Below are 273 nucleotides of genomic sequence, written 5' to 3' on the forward strand. Positions count from 1 at the left end.
TCTGGGCCGTGTCTCAGTCCCAGTGTGGCTGATCATCCTCTAAAACCAGCTATGGATCGTAGGCTTGGTAGGCCATTACCCCACCAACTACCTAATCCAACGCGGGCCGATCCTCCTCCGATAAATCTTTCCCCCAAAGGGCGTATGCGGTATTACTCACCGTTTCCAGTGGCTATCCCGCAGAAGAGGGTACGTTCCCACGCGTTACTCACCCGTCCGCCGCTAACCCGAAGGTTCGCTCGACTTGCATGTGTTAGGCCTGCCGCCAGCGTT

1 rRNA gene (cut by a window edge) is annotated in these 273 nt (G+C 56.8%); it reads right to left on the reverse strand.

From position 1 onward, the window contains the following. Positions 1 to 273: ribosomal RNA gene (locus ACTIE0_RS24690) — 16S ribosomal RNA — on the reverse strand; its annotated part reaches 713 nt to the left of the window's first position; the annotation flags it as partial.

It is taken from the genome of Limnospira sp. (genome assembly GCF_051859755.1).
Taxonomy (GTDB): Bacteria; Cyanobacteriota; Cyanobacteriia; order Cyanobacteriales; family Microcoleaceae; genus Limnospira; species Limnospira fusiformis.